14 protein-coding genes are annotated in these 20,616 nt (G+C 42.9%); 5 read left to right on the top strand and 9 right to left on the bottom strand.

Going from position 1 to position 20,616, the window contains the following annotated elements; all coding sequences use genetic code 11:
• Window positions 1-77: 77 nt before the first annotated feature.
• Window positions 78-512: a hypothetical protein gene (locus H6G26_RS01780; protein ID WP_190727631.1), complete on the bottom strand. Its 435-nt coding sequence runs from the start codon at window positions 510-512 to the stop codon at window positions 78-80.
• 113 nt (window positions 513-625) lie between these two features.
• On the opposite strand from H6G26_RS01780, the gene H6G26_RS01785 reads away from it, so the two are divergent.
• Window positions 626-2,476, top strand: coding sequence for a S8 family peptidase (locus tag H6G26_RS01785; protein ID WP_190727632.1), 1,851 nt, complete (start codon window positions 626-628; stop codon window positions 2,474-2,476).
• Window positions 2,477-2,687: 211 nt separating this feature from the next.
• Window positions 2,688-2,921: a hypothetical protein gene (locus tag H6G26_RS01790; RefSeq protein WP_190727633.1), complete on the top strand. Its 234-nt coding sequence runs from the start codon at window positions 2,688-2,690 to the stop codon at window positions 2,919-2,921.
• Here H6G26_RS01790 and H6G26_RS01795 read toward each other — a convergent pair.
• The gene (locus H6G26_RS01795; RefSeq protein ID WP_190727634.1) at window positions 2,908-3,231 is read right to left on the bottom strand and encodes a thioredoxin family protein; all 324 of its coding nucleotides are present in this window, start codon (window positions 3,229-3,231) and stop codon (window positions 2,908-2,910) included. The two genes, H6G26_RS01790 and H6G26_RS01795, sit on opposite strands and share 14 nt — an antisense overlap.
• Before the next feature lie 1,824 nt (window positions 3,232-5,055).
• On the opposite strand from H6G26_RS01795, the gene hetF reads away from it, so the two are divergent.
• Window positions 5,056-7,566, top strand: coding sequence for a cell division protein HetF (gene hetF / locus H6G26_RS01800; RefSeq protein WP_190727635.1), 2,511 nt, complete (start codon window positions 5,056-5,058; stop codon window positions 7,564-7,566).
• Window positions 7,567-7,987: 421 nt separating this feature from the next.
• Here hetF and H6G26_RS44180 read toward each other — a convergent pair whose 3' ends face one another.
• The 5 genes from H6G26_RS44180 to H6G26_RS01825 form a co-directional block, all read right to left on the bottom strand.
• Window positions 7,988-8,089 (bottom strand): hypothetical protein, encoded by a 102-nt coding sequence (locus H6G26_RS44180; RefSeq protein ID WP_347242416.1) that lies wholly within the window; start codon window positions 8,087-8,089, stop codon window positions 7,988-7,990.
• Window positions 8,090-8,430: 341 nt separating this feature from the next.
• A complete protein-coding gene (locus H6G26_RS01810; protein ID WP_190727636.1) occupies window positions 8,431-9,078 on the bottom strand; it encodes a Uma2 family endonuclease in 648 nt (215 codons plus the stop codon).
• Window positions 9,079-9,110: 32 nt separating this feature from the next.
• Window positions 9,111-9,401, bottom strand: a complete 291-nt coding sequence (locus H6G26_RS01815; RefSeq protein ID WP_190727637.1) for a Uma2 family endonuclease — start codon at window positions 9,399-9,401, stop codon at window positions 9,111-9,113.
• A gap of 85 nt (window positions 9,402-9,486) precedes the next feature.
• Window positions 9,487-10,305 carry a type 1 glutamine amidotransferase gene (locus H6G26_RS01820; RefSeq protein ID WP_190727638.1) on the bottom strand — a complete coding sequence of 273 codons (819 nt, stop codon included), beginning with the start codon at window positions 10,303-10,305 and terminating at the stop codon, window positions 9,487-9,489.
• A gap of 51 nt (window positions 10,306-10,356) precedes the next feature.
• Complete coding sequence (locus H6G26_RS01825; RefSeq protein WP_190727639.1) at window positions 10,357-11,694, bottom strand: MurT ligase domain-containing protein; 1,338 nt, start codon at window positions 11,692-11,694, stop codon at window positions 10,357-10,359.
• Window positions 11,695-12,033: 339 nt separating this feature from the next.
• On the opposite strand from H6G26_RS01825, the gene H6G26_RS01830 reads away from it, so the two are divergent.
• Both H6G26_RS01830 and H6G26_RS01835 read left to right on the top strand, forming a co-directional pair.
• Window positions 12,034-12,621 carry a thylakoid membrane photosystem I accumulation factor gene (locus H6G26_RS01830; protein WP_190727640.1) on the top strand — a complete coding sequence of 196 codons (588 nt, stop codon included), beginning with the start codon at window positions 12,034-12,036 and terminating at the stop codon, window positions 12,619-12,621.
• A 183-nt stretch (window positions 12,622-12,804) separates the two neighbouring features.
• Window positions 12,805-13,413: a hypothetical protein gene (locus H6G26_RS01835; RefSeq protein ID WP_190727641.1), complete on the top strand. Its 609-nt coding sequence runs from the start codon at window positions 12,805-12,807 to the stop codon at window positions 13,411-13,413.
• A 349-nt stretch (window positions 13,414-13,762) separates the two neighbouring features.
• Here H6G26_RS01835 and H6G26_RS01840 read toward each other — a convergent pair whose 3' ends face one another.
• Together H6G26_RS01840 and H6G26_RS01845 are read right to left on the bottom strand one after the other, a co-directional pair.
• On the bottom strand, window positions 13,763-18,022 hold the full coding sequence (locus tag H6G26_RS01840; protein WP_190727642.1) for a PAS domain S-box protein: 4,260 nt from the start codon (window positions 18,020-18,022) through the stop codon (window positions 13,763-13,765).
• A gap of 292 nt (window positions 18,023-18,314) precedes the next feature.
• Window positions 18,315-20,471 carry an EAL domain-containing protein gene (locus H6G26_RS01845; protein ID WP_190727643.1) on the bottom strand — a complete coding sequence of 719 codons (2,157 nt, stop codon included), beginning with the start codon at window positions 20,469-20,471 and terminating at the stop codon, window positions 18,315-18,317.
• Window positions 20,472-20,616: the final 145 nt, after the last annotated feature.

The following is a 20,616-nucleotide window of genomic DNA, read 5'->3' on the forward strand; positions in this document are numbered from 1 at the left end:
TAGTACAGCTAATGTGCGGATTACATCTTTTACTTTTCAGTATCCTCAAATGAAGATTACTTAAATTTTTGATACAACTACTGATTCCCTTGCGATCGCACACTTTCTAGCGCCCCCTGCAAAAACTTACCCCATTCTGCTGCCAAAGGGATTTCTGTAAACGGAACTAGCACTGAACCACTAGATTCGGAAAATAAAAATTCCAACTCTATAGAACGACCTTTCTCCGGTAAATTCTCTAACTCTACTTTTTTATCATCTACTAAAAGATATATTTCTCTGACATCAAGCAAAGAAAATGTTTCTAGTTTAACAGGCCCTTTAGGCGTTGGTTTTCCCCAAGTTAGATTGTTGCCTTTTTGACCCAACACTGCATAAATATCGTACTTAGCCCGTTCAAATTGCTCTGCCCAAGCGCGATAGGCTTCAACTTTTTGATACTCCTTCGAGCCTTGCCAAGCCAACCAAAAAAACATTACTAATAGGGGCAACCATAAAAGACCACGTTCCATCGTTTAAAAAAGTCCTGAGTGAAACTTGTAACTAAAAGTGCAAAATCCACCACTAAAGGATGGAGATAAGTTATGGTAGTGAGCAAACTGGCAAAAAGCGGTGATGAGTTAATATGAGAAAACTTATATTATTGTGCTTGTTTGTCATTGGGCTGGGATCTGCCATATTTGGTTTCCTGAATTTTCAGGCGTTGGCAGCCAAAGGAGAGTTTGAGACGATTTTGCTTGATTTTCGGGAAGATATTCCATTATCAGTGGTGGAACAGAATCTGCAAGCGATCGCCAAACAATATAACGTTACACCCCAATTAGACAACAAGTTTTCCAAAAAAGATAATGTTTATATTATCAAGGGCGATCGTCAACGGCTCCAAGAACTGAAAAAATCTCAGTTTGCCCAAGCTACAGAATTCATTGAACCAAACTATATCTACAGCAGAATTCCACAACCAGGTGAAGCCGCTTGGTTAGGAGAATTTTTGCGACCCCAAGAAGATGAAGAAGCAAGTCCCTCATTAATTGGCCCTAATGACCAATATTACAGCAAGCAGTGGAACTTGCATAAAATCGGTATTGAAGGCGCATGGAGTCAAACCAAAGGTAGCGGCGTCACAGTTGCAGTGATTGACACCGGTATTACCAAGGTACGGGATTTGTATGAGACAAAATTCGTCAAAGGCTATGATTTTGTTAACGACCGAGAAGAAGCCAAAGACGATAATGGCCACGGTACCCATGTTGCCGGAACTATTGCTCAAGCCACAAATAACAAATATGGGGTCGCTGGAATTGCTTACGAAGCCAGTCTGATGCCACTGAAGGTTCTCAGTTCCTATGGTGGCGGTACTGTTGCCGATATTGCCGAAGCCATTAAATTTGCTGCTGATAAAGGCGCAGATGTAATTAATATGAGCTTAGGCGGTGGCGGTGAAAGCAAGTTGATGAAAGAAGCGATCGAGTATGCCCATAGAAAAGGTGTAGTTATCATTGCCGCAGCAGGAAATGAAAACGCCAATGGGGCAAGCTATCCAGCCCGCTATCCCTACGTCATCGGCGTTTCGGCAACTGGCGCAGATGGTGAAAGAGCGCCTTATTCTAACTTTGGTGCTGGGGTAGATATTTCTGCTCCTGGTGGTAGTGAAGCTGGTAAGATTCTCCAAGAAACTATCGACGAAAAGGGCGAAGGCGTATTTCTGGGCTTCCAGGGTACAAGCATGGCTGCTCCTCACGTTGCTGGTGTTGCCGCATTAATCAAGGCTGCTGGTGTTAAAGAACCAGATGAAGTGTTAAAAGTTCTCAAGCAGTCGGCGCGAGTTATCCAGGATGATGGTTTGAACTATTATGGCGCTGGGCAACTCAATGCAGAAGCAGCAGTCAAACTAGCCTTTGGCGGACAAATCAGTTTCCCAGATTTCTTTCGATGGTTACGGGATAACGGCTATCTTAACCCCGGCTTTTGGATAGATGGTGGCGCGGTAGCATTGTTACCCAAGATTTTAATGGTAGTTGGTTCCTATCTGCTGGCTTGGTTTTTAAGAGTTTACTTCCCCTTCACTTGGAGTTGGTCTTTATCTAGTGGACTAATCGCTGGCAGTTCCGGTTTATTCTTTCTCAAAGGAATCTATATTTTTGATCTTCCCCAATGGCCTTTCCGGGTTTTGGGTAGTTCAATTCCCGAACTAGGCAATACCCTCCAGGGAACCGATGCGTTGAATCCTCTATTTGCTAGCGTACTGATTCCCATTGTGTTAATGGCATTGCTGCTGGGACATCCTAGTTGGAAATGGTTTGCCATTGGTTCAACCTTAGGTGTCGCAGCGTGCTTAACAGTAAGTGCATTTTACGACCCAGCAGTTTGGGGTTTGGGAAGTGCTAACATAGCACGCCTCTTCCTCATCGCCAATGCCCTAGTTTGTTATGGGCTTGCTCGTTTAGCATTGAAGAACGAAGAAAAAACAGCATAATACCGCAAGGCAGAAGTCAAAAGTCAAAAGTTTTGTATATCAAAGCTTTTGCAAGTTTTAAAATGGTAGCTTGATTTCCGTCGTGCTGTAATAAATGGGCATGGGGCATGGGGCATTGGTCAATAATTAAAAGTTATTCTTCCCCTGCTTCCCCTGTTCCCTCTGCTCCCTCTACTCCCCCTGCTCCCTCATCCCCCACTCAGCACTATTTATGAGCATTACACTTACAGGAACAATCCAACGCCGCGATATTGGTACAGGCGCATGGGCGTTAGTTACAGAAGAGGGCGTTACTTACGAAATCCTCAGAGGGGCTGACAAAGGCTTACTCAAAGCCGGACAAAAAGCAAAAGTTAAAGGGCAGGTGCGTGAAGATATCATGACAACTGCCATGATTGGCCCTGTCCTGGAGGTTAAATCTTTTGACGTAATTAGTTCTGATTAGCAGTGGAATTCAGAACCTCTTGAAGACGGCTTCTGAACTCCCCTTTGGGATGACCTCCTTTTACCTCACCCACAATTTGAAATTCCCCCTCTGGAGAATTGCAGATGATGTAAGTAGGCCATCCCATTTCTGATTTATCGGGATATTGAGTTAATAAAATCTTGCGATACTTGCGGTAAGCAGCCGTATCCTGCATTTTTACATCGATAAATTCTAAACCCAGTTCTTCTGCCACCTTTTTGTCATAAAAAGACATTTTGTGGCAAATGCCGCACTCTTCTGAAGAGAACTTAATTACAGCTAAACTCATGGGTTGACGACTCTTTGATTCTAGGCAAAGTTTTTTAGCATAATGCCATGAAATATTAACATACAGTTGGTCATTCGTGTCAAATTAAGTCTGAAACCTTGATCTAGTAGGTTTTTCTCCTTCTCTGTTTCTAGCAGTGAAGCGATTTTTTGGGAGGCTGAGGCTCTTAACGAGAAATACTATCTAGTTGGCGAGTAAGCTCTGATATGAACTTGAGAGCATGATTGCTGGCAAGATAATTAAAATGTAGAAAAAAAATTAAGAATATGATTAAATATCATAGCGATCATTTTGGTGTGGCATCTCTAGCTCATAATAAAAAGAAAGCAATTCAGGGATGGCGTGATCAAGTTATGCTGTATCCTGGCAATAGAAAGATACTCAAGGTCTAGCAGCAGTAGCAACAAGAAGAATGCTGCACTCCAGTTATGTGGGTAGCAAATTCTAGGGTGGGCGATGTGTAAAGACAAGTTCTACGTGTCTAGTAGACAAAAAAACCCCCCAGTGAGTGTTAGCCAACTAGGGGAGTTAGTTATCAGGGTGCATCTACCAATTAAATGTTCTTAGGTTAAACACCATACTCCGGATAAATTTGAACAAAGGTCAGTTATTTTTTAAAATAAAAAAACCCCAGTTGGTGTTAACCTAACTAGGGGAGTGAGTTATCAGGGTGCATCTACCAGTTATCTTTTCTAGGGGCAGCCAGTATCTTCCGGAGAAAATCATCAGAATCAGGGTTGATGGGAATTGCAAATAAAAAAACCCCCAGTGGGTTTTAGCCAACTAGGGGAGTGAGTTATCAGGGTGCATCTACCAATAATCTCTTCTAAAATAAATGGCTAGCTACCGGATAAATTAACAGAGATTGAATTTGTTACTGTTTGTTTATCACAGAAAAACCTCAGAGGGGTTAGTTATCAGGACAGGATTGCCAATTAAATTACTGGTGCGCTGCCTTAAATAATGGGTGTTTCAGGGATTATTGTTGTAGGACTTACGCATAAGAGATTTGCCAATCCTCTTAAAGAGGGTTTTTAGATTTCCCTTTTCAGGGTAGCCAGTGACTTGCTGTTAGTGTTAGCGATGTAAAAGCGTCTACTGTCCTTTAGGCGAGTAACACCCAACTTGTTTTGCTCCCCTAAGGTAGGAACTACCATTAGCGTAGTGCGAAGGAGTAATCAACCGTCAAGGGTTCCCGGACTCTTAAAGCTGGCTAGCAAGAGCCTCTTTGAACAAAAGAAGCAACTGGCGTAGGCTTTTAGATATAGGTTTCAGGCTTTGAGTGTGTAAGTTTTGTGCTTGTTAAGTAATAAAAAACCCCCCAGCGGGCGTTAGCCAACCAGGGGAGCTAGTTATCAGGGTGCATCTACCAATTAATTGTTCTAGATTTAACCACCATGCTCCGGATAAATTTCTGAGAAAATTGATTATTTTCTTGTGTCAAAAAAACAAGAGTGGATATTCTCTGAATTAGGGGAGTTAAAAATCAAGGGAGATATCATCTACTAATCAAGTATTCTAGGGTTAAGCACTATTTTCTGGTAGAGAATATCTGCGTCATAAGTTGCTGTTGTTTGCCAAAATAAAAAAACCCCCAGTGGGTGTTAGCCAGCTAGGGGAGTTGAAGATCAAGGTGCATCTACCAATTAAGTGTTCTAGTCCCAAGTAATCCGATCCGGATAAAGTTGTAAAGGCAGAATAAGCAAAAGAACTAGAATCAGAAACATTCAGGGGTGGGATGCATCTAAGCTATCAGAGGGAGCGAAAAATCGACTTGAAACTTTCGCGTTTCAAACCAGATTTAGGAGGCAAACAGGAGAAACTGTGACCCAGGAATTCCACATTTCGGTAACTCCTGTAGGACAAAATGACTACTTGGTGCGGACGGAACAAGTCGCGCCTGGGGTACCTTTGGCAGAAGAATTAGTGACTTGGCCTGTAGCTGATTGGTTGATGGCTGCTGGGCATTTGATGAATGATCCGTTGAAGTCGGTGTTGCAAGGAGATCCATTCGCTTCTGGTGGGCATGAAAGCGATATCGCCAGAAACTCTGTGAATTTAGTGGCTTTAGGTCAACAATTTTATAACGCTCTATTTCAAGGTACTCTCAGAGATAGTTGGATTACTGCTCAAGGTATTGCCCAGAACCATCAACAAGTACTACGCTTGCGCTTGGGGCTAAAAGACACTAGGTTAGCTCGTCTGCCTTGGGAAGTGATGCACGCAGGCGATCGCCCTCTGGCTACTGGGCCTTATGTCGCTTTTTCTCGCTTCCAAAGTGGAATTTTGGGGGCTTCCCCTTTGCGACAAAATATGCCCACACTACTACAACAAGGTGGTGTGAAAGTATTGATGGTAATTGCTTCCCCCTCAGATCAAGTCCGCCTTGACTTACAGAAACAGGAAGCTATCAAACTGCAAGCAGAACTTCACCGCATACCACGGCTTGCTGAAGGTAGCAATCGTTTCCCACAAATTGAACTCACTGTATTAGACCAACCAGGGCGGGAAGAACTGACACAAGCCCTAGAACAAGGCAGATACCACGTTCTCCACTATTCTGGTCATAGTAACTTAGGTTCCAATGGCGGAGAAATTTATCTTGCTAGTCGCAGAACTGGCTTAACAGAAATATTGACCGGGGATGATCTGGCTGGTTTGCTCGTCAACAATAATATCCAAATGGCAGTGTTTAACTCCTGCTTGGGGGCGTACACAGCTGCGTCCGATCCCTCTGGAGATACTGGCGAACGAAACTTGGCAGAAAGTCTGGTGAAGCGCGGAATTAGAAGCGTTTTGGCGATGTCAGAACGGATTCCTGATGAAGTGGCACTGACGCTCACACAATTGTTTTACCGCAACTTGAGTCAGGGATATCCAGTAGATTTGTGCGTCAGTCGGGTGCGCCAAGGATTAATTTCTGCCTATGGTTCTCACCAGATGTACTGGGCATTACCGATTTTGTATCTCCAGCCAGAATTTGACGGTTTTCTGAGCCAGGAAACTGAGTTATCCGAAAGTGCGGAGTCGTCCAAGCAGTATAACTCGCCTTTAGGGGCAGCTTCGGCGATGTACTCTGCTATGGCAGATGATTCCGATATACCTTTAGGGATGGAGGAAATGATCCCTTCTGGTTTGGCACGTGATTCTGGGTTGGATTGGCTAGGTGAAGATACTTGGGGCGATCTTGTTGATGAAATTGAGTATGATGACCCAAGCTATGCAGAAGATTCTGCTATAGTTTCGGATTTGTTTCGTCAACTAGATAACCAAAAAGCTCCAATTGAACTGGATCAAGAAATTTCCGAAAATAGTCTTGAGCAAAGGCAGGCTTCGGAGGAAATGACTTCTTTGCAAGAGGGAGGAGATTTGTGGGGAGAACCCCCAGCACCACCATCTCCAACTCCTGGGAACTTGGAAGGAAATCGGCAAAATTCTGCTGATTTTTTGCGTAGGCGTAGCCCACCGCAGGCATCGCAACCAGCCCCATCTGGAACTCGTACCCGTCGCCGCAAGCTGTGGCCAATTGTGGGTATTGTGGGTTTCAGTGCGTTAGCAGCTGCGATCGCTTTAAATTGGTGGTGGCAAAATCGATCCCAGCAAGTAACTCTGCCTGATATACCAGGAATTCCTACCCAGTCTCTACCCATCAAGCAGCAAAATATCGACTTAGAAATAGCAGAAACTGGAATTGTCACGGCTACAGCCACGGAAAAATTGAACCAGGGCGACTTGCGAGGTGGGTTATTGGCTGTAGACGAACTACTCAATCGTGGCGCACTCACTGCGGCTGAAGCTGCCCTTAAACTGATTCCAAGTAAACAAGCTGACAGTCCATCTGTCAACTTTTACAAGGGACGATTAGCGTGGCAGTCTATCCAAGGTGGAAACAATAACTATAGCGTTGATGATGCCCGCCGTTACTGGGAAACTGCTGCAAAAGATAACCCAGAATCGCTTTTGTATAATAACGCTTTGGGATTTGCCTACTACACTGAAGGCAATCTGAATCGAGCTAATGACTCTTGGTTCAAGGCTTTGAATTTAGCTCTCAAAGAGCAGAACTCAGACTTTAGCGCCGCAACGTCTACAAATACGTCAGTCCCTCAAGATGCTTTAACTTCTTATGCTGGTTTAGCTCTGGGACTATATAGATCTGCACTTACTCAATCTAGTGGTAAGCAGACACAATATCTGAATGAAGCGATCAAGCTGCGGCAAATGGTTCTCAAGTCTGATCCGGTCAATTTCCAGGTAGACCAATTAGCTAAAAATTGGCTGTGGACAGAGAAGGCGATTGAAGATTGGCGATCGCTCCTTCAGGAAAAAGAGTGAATAAAAGTAATATGTTGTGGTGGTGCGATCGCTTGTGACTCTGAATGAAAACAGAAATTTACCATTCAAGTTTTTAGTAAAACAAGCCAGTATTTAGGCGGTGAATTTTCCTTTTCAGTCTGATTAAATCAACATATTTTCAACCATCTATGAAGCCCTTGGCGGCGGCTATGACAATGCTAACAGCAGGATGATCAACTGCTTTTTCCAGACCTTCCGATCCTGCTTCTTTCAGGTAAACCTCTGTTATCAGCAAGGTTTGTTGGTAAAGTTTCTTTCAAATTGGTAAACTGCCCCCGTAACTGGGGTTCATTAATTTCCCTGTGGCGGTTTTGCTCCTCATTTTTGATGATTAGCAGTGGACTGTTATCGCTCAACAGTTCCACCACATTCAGCCAGTAATAAAAATCAGTGTCTTCCTTTAGAGGGAACGCCTAGTGAGGAAAAACTGGTGAGTAGCATGGTAAATCTCTTGCCCCCCAAAGTCCCAAATGTTGACTCTAAATTCTCGCCCATTTTGCATTGGGAAACCCCACTGGATTACCTCAATTACCTTCGTAGAGTCTTCGTCTCGGAGTTGATAATTTGGTCTTCAATTTTCTTCGCCAGTGTTGTCTTTCCTGCTCCTCCTTCGCCAACTATTAGTAACTTTGCCTCATAGAGATAATCTGTGCCTTCTGTTTCTAGTTGCCGGAAATAATCTTTAATCGCCTTAATGCCTTGTGCAACAAATTCTAGCGGTGGCTTTTCGATGGGGTTGCCCCTTAAATCCAGCTAGTGAGTTGTTGCAGGCGGGCGATGGCTTCTGGCAGTGTCGTTAATTGGTTGTGTCTTTGATGGTTCTTTTACTTGTTTAGCTCTTGTTTATGTGACTTCTCCAACCCGAAAAATCTGTTCAGCAGTTAAATCCAAATCTGGGAATGCTAGCGACTGAATGCGTTCCCCGCAGGGGTTGCCGCAGGCATCGCTTCCCCGAAATTGCCTAACTTGATACTCGCCTTCAATTAATTGGTAAATCGAGATAGTTGGTTGTTTAGGATTGCCAATAAACCGCCTACCACCTAAACCTAGATAGTCTACAATCCAATATTCAGGTATTCCAACCTCCTCGTATTTACCTGCTTTGGTAAAATAGTCGTCTCGCCAGTTGGTACTTACCACTTCTATTACTAAAGGAATTGATGCCGCTTCGCTGACAGTAGATTCTTTTTTCCACAGAGGTTCATTTACTAAATTAGAGTTATTCAACAACATTACATCTGGTGAGTAAGCTGCTTCGCTCTGATTCGGTTTAATGAATGCTGTTTTGGGGATGAAATAAGGTAGTTTTAAACGTTTGTATTCTGTAACTATTTCCCCAACTAAAAATCCAACAATCTGTTCATATTCACCTGTGGGAGGAGCCATTTCAATAATTACTCCGTCATGCAGTTCATAGCGTCGTTGTGAGTTTTCTGGATAACAAGCGATAAACTCATCAAATGTTACTAGTTTGCGTAAGGTTTGAGTCATACTTTCTTCTTGCTTGAAAGTCAGATAAAAATTTAAACATTGCTGAGAGCTTGTCTATCAACAACAATGACATCTGGTTCATAACCTGAATCAGTATTAACTGACTTGATGACGCATTCTTTAGGGATAAAACAAGGGATAGACAACCGCGTGATTTCAATAAACAAAGAACCATTTATAAACCCAGCTATCTCTGAGTGCTTCCCTCTTGGCTTAGGTATTTCAACAATTACCCCATCATGTAGTTCATAACGCCTGTCTGAATCGGGATACCAGGCGATAAATTCATCAAATGTTACTTGTTTGGTTAAGGCTTGAGTCATGCTTTGCCCTTTTGCTTGATGTCAAATTTGACCCCTCTCCAAACCTCTCCCCGACACGGGGAGAGGCTTAATCAGCGAACTTAGGTTAAACTTTCGCCGCCGCAGCAGCAGGTAAACTCACTTTCAAGCGCTTAAACATCGCTTCTCTTGCTTGTGCAGCGAGGCTATCATCAAAAGGTTTTAAGGTAATTTCCTGCTGATATTTTAGTCGCAGCGCTGTTTGAATTAACCAATCGGCGACAAAGGGATTTTTTGGTAATAAAGGGCCGTGAGAATAAGTAGCGATCGCATTCTGATAAAATGCTCCTTCTGTCCCATCTTCACCATTATTTCCCAACCCGTACACCACGCGCCCCAATGCTTCCACTTTCCCCAGTTTGGTACGTCCGCCGTGATTTTCAAAGCCTACCAAATATGGTGTGTTACCCGTCATCTCTTTTAAATCTTGGGCTAGGCGTGAAGCTGTCACTTCAATTACCAAGTTACCAATACAGCGCTTAGTATTTTCACCAGGATGCACGGAAACTAAATCGAGTATTCCCAAACCATCAATCCGTTGTCCCAAACCGGGTTCATAATAATGTCCGAGTAATTGGGGGGAACCACAAGTAAAGACTCCCGGTGTTCCATTTTCAATTTTCTCGCGCATCGCGTCAGCTTTTGCACCTTGCAAATCACGCATGACAATTTCTTGCTGACGGTCTTGTGCGCCACCACCAACGATTACATCTACAGTTTTAATATCTGCGGCTGTAGCATTTTGATCTAGGGGTAAAACTTTAACATCGTATCCCCGCCACTGGGCGCGACGTTCTATAGTAATTACATTACCGCGATCGCCATAAGTACTCATCAGCGTCGGATAAAGCCAACCTATTGTTAATTCCAAATTTTGAGAACTCATAAATTTAGGGACTGGGGACTGGGGGAGAATCACAAATGACAAATGACAAATTTAAAGAATTTTACGACCAGTCAGAACTTCTCGCACTTCTAACATGGCTGAGTAGGTGGGCAGAATGTGCAGAGTTTCATTCTCTGGTGTATGCTCTAATGCAGTAGCGATCGCTTGTCGCAAATCTTCTTCTACAATTAAATTTAAGTTACTTTCAGGGGACTTTTGGCTGTAACGTAGACGTAGTGCCATATCGTAGACCCGATCGCCACTCACTACTAGAGTCCCGCCACGTTCGACTAATTTCTCGGTATCTACGTCCCAAATCCAGGATACATCAGTGCCATCGGGCGTGCGATCGTTCAATACCAGCAGTGTGGTTTTATCTGTGCTTTGAGTAACTACGCGAATGGTTTCGTTCGTTCCTACAGGATTTTTTGATAACAATATTCGCACGCGTTTACCGTTAATCACTAAATCTTCCGCACGACCAAAGGCAGCTTGAAAGGTATTAATAGTATCTCTGATTGTTACTTCATCAACTCCCAATTCAATAGCGGCAGTAGCAGCAGCTAAAGTATTATATTTGTTGTACAAACCAACTAGAATTTGCGACCATTCACTACTTTCTAGAGTCGGTTTACTTTTACTAAAACCACACTGGGGACAAGTAAAATCTCCCAAATGAGACAAATAAACACCCTTGTAATCTAGAGAATGTCCACATTTGGGACAATATATAGAATCAACGGCGTGAGGAATAGCTTCTAAATAATGCTCTGGTTCATTCAGGCCAAAGAATAACACCCGTTGCGGTAACTGCTGACCGAGGTTAGATAAAGTTGGGTCATCAGCATTAGGAATTACCACTGTTTCTGCTGGTAGGGTAGAAATAACTTTTGTCCAGCGCTTACTAATTGTATCTACTTCGCCGTACCTATCAAGCTGGTCGCGGAACAAGTTTAAACAGAGAATAATTCGTGGCTGGAGTGGTGTTAATACTCTTGGGACAATATTTTCATCCACTTCCAAAATGGCGTAATCAGTATTTAGCGTACCTAGTAAGTTGGTGCTTTCTAACAGCGCTGTCATCAAGCCGTTTTCTAGATTTGCACCTGTAGAATTATGAGTTACGCGGTAGCCTTTGCGTTCTAGTATTGTGCATAACAGCAGCGCTGTAGTGGTTTTGCCGTTAGTACCAGCAATTAAAATCACCCCGTTTTTAACTTGCTGACTCAGTAATTGTAAAAGTCGTGGTTCAATGCGACGAGCAATCGAGCCTGGTAATACACTAGCAGCACCCAGACGGAGCGATCGCACTATAAACGTCACACTTTTTGCCACTGACACCGCGAAACCCAATCGCAGCCTATCTATGAATTGTATTTTGTTTCCCACATCGGTATCCTAGTCTTCTGGCAATTGCTAATTAAAAATATTTAATCGCAAATTTAATATGCGTGAGTTTAGCGAATCCTAGCTGAAAAAGCCAGCCTTGACATTACGAAAAAGGAGACAGGGAAGATGAGGGGGATGAGGAAGAATTTACTCCCCCATCTTCCCCATCTCCCTCATCTCCCCACTCCCAAGTCCCCACTCCCAACTCCCCCCTTCCGAGAGATAATCTCAGTAGGCGTTATCTTAAAAAATAGTGCGCGGGTGTAATTAGATATCCAGCCCAGTTTGCCGAATTCAGCACAAACTCACGACAAGTAATAGCTTGCAAGGTTCCTTTTGATGAATAGCACAAAGTTTCTTTTTTTACATAAACAAATTACTGGCTGGCAAAAGTGGTTGTCCAAATGCCTGTTGTTGGTTATAAGCCTTTTCATTATAAGTATGCAACCTGCATATGCTGGTCTCGATAATGATTTATATGATGGCAACATTTTTGTTGTTTATGCTGGCAATGGTTCATTGGTTCCTCCCAGACAGACACTGGCACAGGCTTTAGCAGAACATAAACCCATATTTTTGGCCTTTTATTTAGATGACAGCAGCGATTCTAAAAGATATGCCATTTCTATTTCACGGGTACAGGAATTTTATGGTCGGGTAGCAGAAATTATGCCTATTAATGTAGATGCTATCCCACTCAAACAGACCTACGACCCTACAGAACCAGGATATTACTATTCTGGGGGTGTTCCTCAAGTCGTGGTGTTTAATAAATCAGGTGAGGTAGTTTTGAATAAAAAAGGTCAAGTACCTTTTGAAGACATAGATGATCAATTTCGCAAAATCTTTGATTTGTCAGCACGCACGGAAACAGCACAGCTAAAGCGGCGAGCCTTCAATGAGTTCAGTAGTGAGTTAGCTAAGTAAGCTATGGGGTAGACCAAATTGGTCTGCCCTAATTTTTCGTGCTATCTGCTACTATATTTCTGCCGATACCAAAGCATAATATTTAAATATCTGTCTTAACAGATTAAAAAGTTAATTCATAGTCTATAGTCTGTAAAAAATGACTAATGACTAATGACCAATGACTAACTAGAGCGTATTCTGATGTCAAAGGTTTACACTGCCCAGGAGCTAATTAAAATTTTGGCAGATGAACGCCAAGCCTGCCTTAAGGGGAAACGCCTCAAATTAGAAATACCAGTCTCTGGCAATCCTGTAATTGACCAGTTTCTTATAACTGATGGGCTGCAACAGTTCACTGCCTATCAAGATTTCAAAACCGCAATTCATAATTATCAGAGGGAAAATCAAGTTTCAGGTATTATCTGGCGGGAGGTAACAGTCAAAGGTAAAAACCTGAATTATCCCGAAGTAGATAGCGAGTTAATAGCCCTCACAAGTGACTTAGAGATATTAAAAGCTGCTAAAAATTCTATCGTAGAATTTTGGTATGAAGTCTCTATGGGAATGGATTTATACTTGAGTTTCAATAATAGTAAACAATACCAAGGAATTGTCACATCCGATGTAGAAAGAATTGTTCAAAGAACAGAATGGGCAGGTTTGTGCAAATGGGAAAATTCTAGTTTTTTGGAAATGATTTTGCAGCTAGGATGGGGTAAACCAGAAGAAGCTTCTTATAAACGAGGAAGACCGCAATCGGGTAGTGAATATATTCATGCAGTCAATCCTGGTAATCGCCCCATTGGTTGAGTGAAGAGGCAGGGGGCAGGGGGCAGGGGACAGGGGGCAGGGGGCAGGGGGCAGGGGGCAGCAGGCAGGAGGCAGGGGGCAGGAGGCAGGAGGCAGGGGGCAGCAGGCAGGAGGCAAGAGGCAGGAGGGAAAAATTATATTATCTCCGCTTGATTGCTTATTAAACTCGAAGAACCCCACCCCGCCAAAGCTATGCTTTGTCTCCCCTCCCCGCTCTTCGGGAGGGGTTGGGGGTGGGGTGCAATGACTGTGGAAATCGTAACTAATTATGCGGAGATAATATCAGGTTTTAACAGAAAGTTTTCTTAAAAACTCTTTCTTTCCTCTTGAGTTCTGCCTCCTGGCTCCTTCAAAATTGATTCTGTCCGATAAGATTAACGATCGCTGAAGCTAATTCCCCTGGATCGACAGGTTTAGGTAGGTGTTTTTGAAATCCTGCTGCCATTGCTTGGTTGTAGTTGATTTCTCCAGCATAAGCAGTCAATGCGATCGCAGGAATTTGCCCGCCTTGCTCTGGCGGTAATTTTCTCACCTCGCGTAGCAACATATAGCCATCCATTAAGGGCATTCCAATATCGCTTAACAAAATATCTGGCTTTGATTGGGCTAGTATTTCCAGCGCTTCAGTTGCTGATTCAGCTAATGTTACAGTTGCGCCATATTGTTCTAGTGCAAAGCTAAAAAACTCTCGCACATCAGCTTGATCGTCTACAAGCAGGATTTGCACTCCAGCAAGTAATGTATCTTCAGTGCTGAGTTCTGCTTGAGAAGCCTCAACACTCTCAACTCGTAACTCAGAATTTTTGAGCAAAGGTAGTCTGACTGTAAAAGTAGCACCTTGTCCTTCTCCCAAACTCTCTGCCTGAACTGTACCACCGTGAAGTTCTACTAGATGACGCACAATTGCTAGTCCCAATCCTAGCCCACCAAATATCCTGGTTGTTTTGGCATCTGCTTGTCGGAAGTAATCAAATACGTAAGGCAAAAATTCCAGCATGATTCCCTTACCTGTATCAATCACCTGGATTTGAGCATCTAAGCCAACTTGCTCTAGACGCACTTCTACTCGTCCTTCTGTGGGTGTAAATTTAACGGCATTGGAGAGGAGATTCCACATCACTTGTTGTAAGCGATCGCCATCGCCCAAAACTTTGCCGATATCATTACTTAACACCGTTTTAATTTCAATGGATTTGGCTTCTGCTGCTAAACGCACTGTTTCTAGAGCAGATGCGATCGCTACTTTCAAATCCACTGCATAAAGATTTAACCTGACTTTACCTTGTAAAATCCGCGAAACATCAAGTAAATCTCCAATAAGTTGAGTTTGTAACTTGGCATTACGCTCAATTGTTTCCAATGCCCGGATTCTTGTGGCTTCGTCAAACTTGCGGGTTCTGAGTAACTTCGCCCATCCTAAAATCGGATTCAGGGGAGTTCTAAGTTCATGGGAAAGGACAGCGAGGAATTCATCTTTAATCCGGTTGGCTGTCTCGGCTTGCGCCCTGGCAGTCTTTTCGGCTTCGTAAAGTTGAGCGCGAGCGATCGCTTGACCACACTGCTGCCCCAGTGTCAACATAAATCCCCGGTCTTCTTCATTAAATATTTGTTCAGTGACAAAGCTTAATCCTAATCCCCCGATTACTTTGCCTTCTGCTATCAATGGAATGCAAGCCCAGGCATTATTCTCCGTGAGAGCCACAACATCTTCTAGGTTCGGATATCTAGCAATCATGGCTGCTAAATTTTCTACAAAAATCGGCTGCCTAGTTCTGACTGTTTCCGCTATCTGGTTAGGCGCAGTGATGGGAAAACTTGCCCAAGCATCTATGAGTGATTGTGGATAGCCAATTGCTTGCACAACTTTTAGGGTAGTACCTCCCTCAGTAAGTAAGACAACGGAACCAGCAGTGGCTTGCAAGGCGGCAATCCCTTGGTTCACTACTACATCAGCCACCTGTTGGGGAGTTAGTGCTTCCGAGAGGGCAGCAGTTATTTTTTGTAAAAGTACCGTGCGATTGACTGACCTTTCAGCTGCCTGTTTTGCCTGTTGAGTTTCTTGGTATAGTCTGGCGTTGTCGATGGCTGTCGCCGCCCGACGAGCAATATCCTCTGCTAAGGCCAGGTCTGTTTGTTTGTAATGCCGGCCTGACTCGGCTGTGAAAAAAGATATTGCCCCAAATAATTGCCCACGGGAACGAACTGGAATCACCATTAAAGAACGAATACCCAGACTTCGCAGTAATTGCAGGTGTTCCTCATCTTGAGCCATCTGTATAAGATTAGAGTCAGATAATTCGGAGTAAAAGGCAGATATTCCTAGTTTTAACTGCTGTAAAAGCTGTTTAGCTCTGGTTTTGGGTCGATAACGCCGTCGGATTTCGTCTAAAATATTTAGTTTTGTGGGATCGGCAATTGCGATCGCAATTTGTTTACTTGACCAATCTTCCTGGAAAACATCTACAATACACCAGTCAGCTAAGGTAGGAACTGCTAAATTAGCCACACTTTCTAAGGTGATTTCATAATCTAATGAGGCAGCGAGTAAGGTGCTGGCTTCGACTAAAAACTGTTGTGTGGTTTCAACTCGTTTGCGTTCGCTAATATCTTCAACAATGCCTAATGCATACTTTGGAAGTCCGTTAGCATCCCAAACTACTGATGAAGTCAGGTTTACCCAAAGAATGGAACCATCTTTGCGGATGTAGCGCTTCTCTAGGGAATAACCACTAATTTCTTTTGCTAAAACTCGCCGAGCATTTTCCCAATCAACTTCTAAGTCGTCAGGGTGGGTAATATCCTGAAAGTTCATTTGAATTAACTCTTCATGGCTGTATCCTGTAATCTCACAGAGGGCAGGATTAACCTGAATAAATCGTCCATCTAACGCTACCAGAGTAATGCCCACAGCTGCCTGGTCGAACATTGCCCGGAACCTTTCTTCGCTTTCTCGCAAAGCAACTTCTGTTTGCTTTGCTATGGTCACATCTGCCAAAATAATCCCAATTCCTACCGTTTCGCCCATTGCGTTGTTGACCGGGTAATAGTTGCCCAGCCAGTGGCCGTAACGTTCTGGTTGTTCCCTTGTCTTACCACTGATTTCTACATTCAGCAGGGGTTCTCCAGTATCCAACACGCGCTGTATGTGTAGCTCAAACTCAACCGCCATCGCTGGTAACACTTCGCCAAATTTGCGCCCTAGATGTTCTTCTATGGTCAAACCGTTAATGTCAGCAAAAACTTGATTAATTCGGATATATCGCAGTTCCTCATCCAAAAAGCATACGGCAACGGGAGCAGCTTCTAAGAGCGCATCTAGAAGAGATAGAGATTCGGCATAATGAACTAAAGTCTGGTGGCTATCTCGATAAAGTCGGGCATTTTCCACTGCTAAGGCAGCACGATGACTAATATCTGTTGCTAAAGTTAGGTCAGTGCGATCGTAGCGACGGTCTGATTCTGCGGTGACAAAGCTAATAGTGCCCAGGACTCGCCCTTGTGCGATTAACGGCACAATCATCACAGACTTTATCCCCAATTGCCGAACAAGTTCTAAGTGTTCCTGATTCTGAGTACTTGCCATTAATAGCGGGTCAGATACCTCTGAGATTAATTCGCTTTGCCCGCTTTGCAGTACTTTAGTAATTGCACTTGCACCTTTGTAATCTGGCGCATACTGCTGAAGTTTACGCGCCACCTCTGCTTTGGATGGGTCTGCATAGGCAATGGGTAAGCGGCGAATGGAATTATCTTCATTTAAAATATCAACGCTACACCAATCAGCTAGCTGGGGAACTGAGATTTTGGCGATTTGTTCTAAGGTCTCTTCATAATCTAGCGAAGTGGAGAGAAAACTACTAATTTCGGCGATATAGCGGAGTCTTTCTTCAGCCTGCTTGCGCTCTGTAATATTTACACCTGCACAGGTAATACCCTGAATGCTATTGTCTACATTCCTTAGCGGTTCAACCAGCAAATCATAATAGCGGTCTTCTCCACAAATTGTTAGATAAACCTCTTCACGGGTTGAAACACCAGTTTCTATTACCTTTAGCTTAATTGCTCTCAATTGCTCTGCTACTAAAGCTGGAAATAAGTCATCATCAGACTTACCTAACATTTCCTTAGCAGTATCTAAACCTTGAGGATTATGAATCCACTGATATCGCAAATTGCGATCCTGCTGAAAGATCACGATATCTGAACTACTTAACCCTAATCTAAATCGCTCCTCACTAACTCTCAGCTTTTGTAGATTTCCATCAGCCCGGCTTTTAGCAGTCTTTAATGCCTCACATAAGATACTAAAGAGTAACCCTTGTAATGCAAACAACCCAATTCGCACAAAATTGGGTAGGTCAAAACTCAACTCATAAGCTGGGGAAAGAAAGAAGTAATTGCTCAGTAACGCAGACAAGAAAGTTGCTAACAGCCCTGACTTCAAACCACCATACCAACCACTCACCATTACAGCGCTAAAAAACAGCAAAAAAGGAGTTCCACTCATGCTTAACCAGGGGTCTAGCATCAGCATTAGCACTGTTGTCAGTGCGACAATTAATACAACATTGCCATAATGCAGTAACTGGGAATAATGAATATGGGGCATGAAAATGTCTGAGAACAACCAATACTTATTGCAGAGGCTGTACATACCCTAAGCTAGTTTGCAAATTTTGTTAATTTATCTCCAGATAGATTTATTTTATTTTTAAAAACCTCTTTTGCTAGAGGCTAATTATTAAGTTATATAGTAAGCGAAGCTATAATTTATCATGAATATTTTATATACATAACATTGATTTGCTGATCATAAATACTAGATTCCCAGAAATGCAGTAACCCAAGTTGGTAAAAATTTTTATAGCATAAAATCTATTAATATGCTATGCACTTATTAGTTAGCTGCAATAATCAGAGCATAAATACAAAGTTTCACTTGCCAGAAGTGCTTCTGCTGCCTGGTGGCTTAGGGGTTTAGAAAATAGGTAGCCTTGGCCCAATTCGCATCCAAGTTGCTGTAACCATTGAAGTTGTTGAGGCGTTTCTATACCTTCTGCAACAACGGCTAATCCAAGTTGATTGCTTAAAGCAATAATAGTATTAACCACCTGATAATTGCGGTTTCCTTGTTGCATCTGACTAACAAAAGAGCGATCAATCTTCAAATTATCAGCAGGTAAAAGATGGAGATAATTGAGCGATGAATAACCAGTACCAAAGTCATCAATACTAATCTGAATTTTTTTAGATTTTAATTGGCTTAATAAATCAATTGTATTACTAATATTCTCAATTAGCATACTTTCAGTAATTTCTAGGGTTATACAGTCGCCTTCTAAAGTTGTTTGAGCTAGTATTTGATCGATGTCTTCGATTAAGCTGCCTTGGCGAATATCTTGAGCAGAAAGGTTAATGCTAATCTTGATCGGAAAGCGAGTAGCAAACTTTGTTTTCCAGTTTGCTAGTTGTTGACAAGCTTTGTAGAGCATCCAACGATCAATCTGCACAATTAGCCCAGTTTCTTTCGCAATAGAGACAAATTCATCCGGTAAAACTAACCCACGAGTCGGGTGCTGCCAGCGCAGCAATGCTTCAAATCCAATCAGCCGCCCTGCGCTTTGTTCGCCGTAAGCATGGTCAAGGATGTCAACAATTGGCTGATAATATATAATAAACTCTTGTCGTTCGATAGCTTTGCGAATATCGGTTTCTAGAGTTAGCCTATTTACGGCTTGAGTGTGCATTCTGACATCAAAAATTTTGTACGAATTTGCCTTTTGAGCTTTGGCTCGATACATGGCAATATCGGCATCTCGGAGTAAATCGGAGGCTTGAGAGTAGCTGTTTGTTCCTAAAACGATTCCGATGCTTGTACTGATCACTACCTCGGCATCATTAAGTATCAACGGTGTTTGAAAATCTGCAAGGATGCGCTCAGTAACTTGAATAGCTTTTTCAATATCAGGAATATCTTCCAGCAAAATTACGAATTCGTCGCCACCGATTCGAGCGACTAAATCAACGTCCCGCAGATGAGTTTTTAGCTTGTGAGCAGTATTCTTTAACAGTTCATCTCCAGCTAGGTGTCCTAGACTGTCATTGATCACTTTAAATCTGTCTAAGTCTAGAAACAAGACGGCGTAATGATAAGTTTCTAGTCGTTTAGCTCGGTTAATAGATAGTTCTAGCCGCTCTACCAAAAGTGTGCGATTTGGTAAATCCGTCAAGGGATCGTGTAAAGCGTTGTGGATAATTAACTCTTGTGCTTGTTTGCGATCGCGCAGCGCAGCTTGCCGTTCGCTCACATCTAATAAAACACCATACCAGACAATATCCCCATTTTCTCGACATTCTGGACGAGCGCTTGCCTGTACCCACTTGAGTTTGCCGGAGGGCGTAACTAATCGCCACTCGTAAGAAAATGGTTTTAAAGTTTGAGCGCTCTCCTTGACTGCTGCATAACATCCTGGACGATCATCAAGATGAATTTGTTCAAAGCAAAGAAAGGCATTTTCTAAAATTTGATCTGGCGTTAACTCTAAAAGATCCAAACACCCAAAACTGATGTAATCAAAGGCAGTAGAACCATCAGAATGCTGAACAAAGCTGTAAATCATGCCAGGTATATTAGACGCTAATGTTCGTAGCAGCTTTTGAGCTTGTTTGCGTTCCGCCCGCACCTGTGCATCCCGAAGTTCTCGACGCACTGCCTCTGGCAATCGATTTAAGTTATCCTTCATGACATAATCATTCGCACCCGCTTTCATCATTTCCACAGCAAGTACTTCGCCAATTGTGCCGGAAACCAGAATGAAAGGGATATCTTTCTGGCTCTGCTTTGCTATTTCCAGAGCCGCACGAGCATTGAATCCCGGCAGTCGGTAATCTGAAATCATCACATCCCAAGTGCGGCTGTTGAGCGCTATTCGTAGCTCTTTGTCCGTTTGCACACGCTCCCAGATTGGATTGAAACCACCGCAACGCAATTCATGGAGCAATAACATGGTATCCTCCTCTGAATCTTCAATAATCAGGACATTCAAAGGTTCATTCATACCCCACAATCTCCTTGGTAACCATTGAGTAAACTTGTATAATTAGGCTGGTGAGTCAAGCGATTTTAGATTTTAGATTGTCTCTATGCTTCAAGGCTGTGGTTCTGAGTAAACAATTTTGTATTTTAAATTTTATTTTTGTATT

The sequence above is a fragment of the Nostoc sp. FACHB-888 genome (assembly GCF_014696655.1).
Lineage (GTDB): Bacteria > Cyanobacteriota > Cyanobacteriia > Cyanobacteriales > Nostocaceae > Nostoc.

Excerpts from the sequence above, each read along its gene's own strand:
- H6G26_RS01810 (WP_190727636.1), bottom strand. The coding sequence starts at position 9,078 with ATGACTCAAACCTTACGCAAACTAGTAACATTTGATGAGTTTATCGCT.
- H6G26_RS01780 (WP_190727631.1), bottom strand. The coding sequence starts at position 512 with ATGGAACGTGGTCTTTTATGGTTGCCCCTATTAGTAATGTTTTTTTGG.
- H6G26_RS01845 (WP_190727643.1), bottom strand. The coding sequence starts at position 20,471 with ATGAATGAACCTTTGAATGTCCTGATTATTGAAGATTCAGAGGAGGAT.
- H6G26_RS01795 (WP_190727634.1), bottom strand. The coding sequence starts at position 3,231 with ATGAGTTTAGCTGTAATTAAGTTCTCTTCAGAAGAGTGCGGCATTTGC.
- H6G26_RS01790 (WP_190727633.1), top strand. The coding sequence starts at position 2,688 with ATGAGCATTACACTTACAGGAACAATCCAACGCCGCGATATTGGTACA.
- H6G26_RS01840 (WP_190727642.1), bottom strand. The coding sequence starts at position 18,022 with ATGCCCCATATTCATTATTCCCAGTTACTGCATTATGGCAATGTTGTA.
- H6G26_RS01785 (WP_190727632.1), top strand. The coding sequence starts at position 626 with ATGAGAAAACTTATATTATTGTGCTTGTTTGTCATTGGGCTGGGATCT.
- H6G26_RS44180 (WP_347242416.1), bottom strand. The coding sequence starts at position 8,089 with ATGCAAAATGGGCGAGAATTTAGAGTCAACATTTGGGACTTTGGGGGG.
- H6G26_RS01815 (WP_190727637.1), bottom strand. The coding sequence starts at position 9,401 with ATGACTCAAGCCTTAACCAAACAAGTAACATTTGATGAATTTATCGCC.
- H6G26_RS01835 (WP_190727641.1), top strand. The coding sequence starts at position 12,805 with ATGTCAAAGGTTTACACTGCCCAGGAGCTAATTAAAATTTTGGCAGAT.
- H6G26_RS01830 (WP_190727640.1), top strand. The coding sequence starts at position 12,034 with ATGAATAGCACAAAGTTTCTTTTTTTACATAAACAAATTACTGGCTGG.
- H6G26_RS01820 (WP_190727638.1), bottom strand. The coding sequence starts at position 10,305 with ATGAGTTCTCAAAATTTGGAATTAACAATAGGTTGGCTTTATCCGACG.